At 71.6% G+C, this 3,497-nt stretch carries 4 protein-coding genes; all 4 read left to right on the top strand.

The annotated features are described in order from the left end of the window. Positions 1-337: SPOR domain-containing protein (locus AC30N0_RS12570; RefSeq protein WP_489518248.1), on the top strand; the 337-nt coding region annotated here is incomplete at its 5' end. Positions 338-346: 9 nt separating this feature from the next. Beyond that, positions 347-859, top strand: coding sequence for a CvpA family protein (locus AC30N0_RS12565; protein ID WP_489518247.1), 513 nt, complete (start codon positions 347-349; stop codon positions 857-859). Positions 860-894: 35 nt separating this feature from the next. Next, positions 895-2,421: an amidophosphoribosyltransferase gene (purF, locus tag AC30N0_RS12560; RefSeq protein ID WP_489518246.1), complete on the top strand. Its 1,527-nt coding sequence runs from the start codon at positions 895-897 to the stop codon at positions 2,419-2,421. After that, the coding region (locus tag AC30N0_RS12555; RefSeq protein WP_489518245.1) for an aminotransferase class I/II-fold pyridoxal phosphate-dependent enzyme at positions 2,421-3,497 on the top strand (1,077 nt) is incomplete at its 3' end. The genes purF and AC30N0_RS12555, both read left to right, overlap by 1 nt.

The following is a 3,497-nucleotide window of genomic DNA, read 5'->3' as shown; positions in this document are numbered from 1 at the left end:
ACCCGTGCCGACGGCGCGCGCCACGGAGCCCGTGCCCGGCACGACGCCGACCGACGAGGACAAGGCGCGGGCACTGCTCGAGGCCCGCCCGGCAGCCTCTGCCGAAGGCGCGCGCTTCGTCCTCCAGGTCGGCGCCTTCGCCGACGCGGATGCCGCCCGCGATACCCGCCGGCAAGTCGAGAAGCTCGGCCTCAAGACCTACACCCAGGTCGCGCAGACGCCGTCGGGCAGCCGCATCCGCGTCCGCGTCGGTCCGTTCGCGACCCGCGGCGAGGCCGATGCGGCACTCGCCAAGGCCAAGGCGGCGGGGCTCGCCGCCGTGGTGCTGACGCTCTGATGCGTATCGATGGAATGGCCGGCCATCGGATGGATCGACGCGGCACTGCTCGGCGCGATCGTGCTGTCGGCGCTTGTCGGCCTGTTCCGCGGCCTGACCTTCGAGCTTCTCTCGCTCGCCGGCTGGTTCGCGGCGTGGTTCGCGGCCCTGTGGTTCGGGCCGGTGCTGGCCGCCCACCTGCCTATCGGCGAGACCGGGTCGACCTTGAATCGGGTGGCGGGGTTCGCATCTGCCTTCGTGGTGGTGCTGCTCGTCTGGGGGCTGGCGGCGCGTGCGGTGGCGCGGCTCGTGCGCGCGACGCCGTTGCGCCCGCTCGACCGCCTGCTCGGTGCGGTGTTCGGCCTGGCCCGAGGCGTGCTCGTGCTGCTGGCGCTCGCGGCGGTGCTGGCCTACACGCCGCTCGGTCGGCTGCCGGCGTGGCAGGAGTCGCGCGGTGCGGCTTGGCTGGACGAGCTGCTGCGCGAGGTGCTGTCCTCCGTCCCGCCGCCGGGCGACGAGACCCCGGATCGGAATCGCATCTGAGCGTCGCCGTGTCCGACTGATTCGAGGAACTTGCCATGTGTGGAATCGTCGGCGTGATCTCGAAGGCCCCGGTCAACCAGCTGATCTACGACGCGCTGCTGCTGCTGCAGCACCGCGGCCAGGACGCTGCCGGCATCGTCACCATGCAGGGCACGAAGTGCTTCATGCAGAAGGCGCGCGGCATGGTCCGCGACGTCTTCCGCACCCGCAACATGCGGGCCCTGCCGGGCACCGTCGGCCTCGGTCAGGTGCGCTACCCGACCGCCGGCAACGCCTGGAGCGAGGAGGAGGCGCAGCCCTTCTATGTCAACGCGCCGTACGGCATCGTCCTCGTCCACAACGGCAACCTCACCAACGCCGGCGCGCTGAAGCAGGAGCTGTTCGACATCGACCGGCGCCACATCAACACCGGCAGCGACACCGAGGTGCTGATCAACGTCCTCGCGCACGAGCTCGAGCGTGCGGTCCGCGACAAGCCGCTGTCCCCGGACGTCGTCTTCGCCGCGGTCAGCGCGGTGCACCGGCGCATCCGCGGCTCGTATGCGGTCGTCGCCCTCATCGCGGGCCACGGCCTGCTCGCCTTCCGCGACCCGTTCGGCATCCGGCCGCTCTCGTTCGGCGAGGGCAGCGGCCCGGACGGCCCCGAGATCGTGGTCGCCAGCGAGTCGGTCGCCATCGTCGGCACCGGGCACACCCTGACCCGCGACGTCGCCCCCGGCGAGGCCGTCTTCATCGACTTGGACGGCACGATCCATACGCGCCAGTGCGCCGACCACCCGACGCTGCACCCATGCATGTTCGAGTACGTCTACCTGGCCCGGCCCGACTCGGTGATGGACGGCGTCTCGGTGTACCAGGCGCGCCTCAACCTCGGCGAGACGCTCGCCCAGCGCCTGATCTCGACGATGCCGCCGTCGGAGATCGACGTCGTCATCCCGATCCCGGAATCGAGCCGGCCGTCGGCGATGCAGCTGGCGCAGAAGATCGGCAAGCCGTACCGCGAGGGCTTCGTCAAGAACCGCTACGTCGGCCGCACCTTCATCATGCCGGGGCAGGGCGTGCGCAAGAAGTCGGTGCGCCAGAAGCTGAACGCGATCGAGGTCGAGTTCAAGGGCCGCAACGTGCTGCTGGTCTACGACTCCATCGTCCGCGGCACGACCTCGAAGGAGATCGTGCAGATGGCCCGCGACGCCGGCGCGAAGAAGGTCTACCTCGCGTCGGCGGCGCCGCCGGTGCGCTTCCCGAACGTGTACGGCATCGACATGCCGACCAAGGACGAGCTGATCGCGCACGGCCGCAGCATCGAGGAGATCCGCCAGTTCATCGGCGCCGACGCCCTGATCTACCAGGACATCGCCGCCATGAAGCGCGTGGTCCGGGCCCTGAATCCGAAGCTCGACGGCTTCGAGGCCTCGTGCTTCGACGGCGTCTACATCACCGGCGACGTCAGCGAGGCCGACTTCGCGGCCATGGCCGCGCAGCGCCATGGCCAGGCCGACGAGGAGGACACGTCGGCCGGGCGCGGCCCGCTGACGCTGCAGAGCGCCGCCGAGGCGGCCTGATGGCCGGGGCGAAGATCCCCCGCGTGAGCCTGCCGGCCGATGCCCGGCCGGACACGCTCGCCGTGCGCGAGGGGCTGCCGCCGAGCGCCTGGGGCGAGAACTCGGAAGCGCTGTTTCTCACCAGCAGCTTCATCCAGCCGGATGCGGAGACAGCCGCCGCGCGCTTCGCCAACGAGGAAGAGGCGTTCATCTACTCGCGCTTCACCAACCCGACGGTGACCATGCTCGAGCGCCGCCTGGCCGCCCTCGAGCGTGCCGAAGCGTGCATCGCGACGTCGAGCGGGATGAGCGCCATCCTGCTCCTCGGCATGGGGCTGCTGAAGGCGGGCGACCACGTCGTCTGCTCGCAGAGCGTGTTCGGCTCGACGGTGATGCTGTTCGGCCGCGAGTTCGCGAAGTTCGGCGTCGAGACGAGCTTCGTCTCGCAGACCGACGTCGCCGCCTGGCGCGCCGCTGTCCGGCCGGACACGAAGCTCTTCTTCGCCGAGTCGCCGACGAACCCGCTGACCGAGGTCTGCGACATCCGGGCCCTGGCCGGGCTCGCGCACGGGGCCGGCGCCTGGCTGGCGGTTGACAACTGCTTCTGCACGCCGGCCCTGCAGCGGCCGATGGACTACGGTGCCGATCTCGTCGTCCACTCGGGCACCAAGTACCTTGACGGCCAGGGCCGGGTCATCGCCGGCGCCCTGTGCGCGAGCGAGCAGCTCGTCAACGAGCGCTTCGTGCCGGTGATGCGCAGCGCCGGCATGTGCCTGTCGCCGTTCAACGCCTGGGTCGTGCTGAAGGGCCTGGAGACGCTGTCCATCCGCATGCAGGCGCAGAGCGCCCGTGCCCTGGAGCTGGCGCGCTGGCTCGAGGCGCAGGAGGCGGTCGAGCGCGTCTACTACCCCGGCCTCGCATCGCACCCGCAGCATGCGCTGGCGATGGCGCAGCAGTCCGGCGTCGGCGGCGCCCGCGTGTCCATCGTCGTCGCGGCGCCGGGGGGGGGGGGCGCGGCGGCGGGGGGGGCGGGGCCCCGGCGGGGGGGTGGGCGCCCCCCCCCCGGGGGCGACAACCACCCCCCCCCCCCCACCCCA

Source organism: Rhizobacter sp. (assembly GCF_031412495.1).
GTDB lineage: Bacteria > Pseudomonadota > Gammaproteobacteria > Burkholderiales > Burkholderiaceae_C > Schlegelella_A.
This window is presented reverse-complemented; position numbering and strand designations above follow the sequence as displayed.

Bases quoted from the DNA above. Each gene is read 5' to 3' on its own strand.
- AC30N0_RS12565 (WP_489518247.1), top strand. From the start codon at position 347: ATGGAATGGCCGGCCATCGGATGGATCGACGCGGCACTGCTCGGCGCG.
- purF (WP_489518246.1), top strand. From the start codon at position 895: ATGTGTGGAATCGTCGGCGTGATCTCGAAGGCCCCGGTCAACCAGCTG.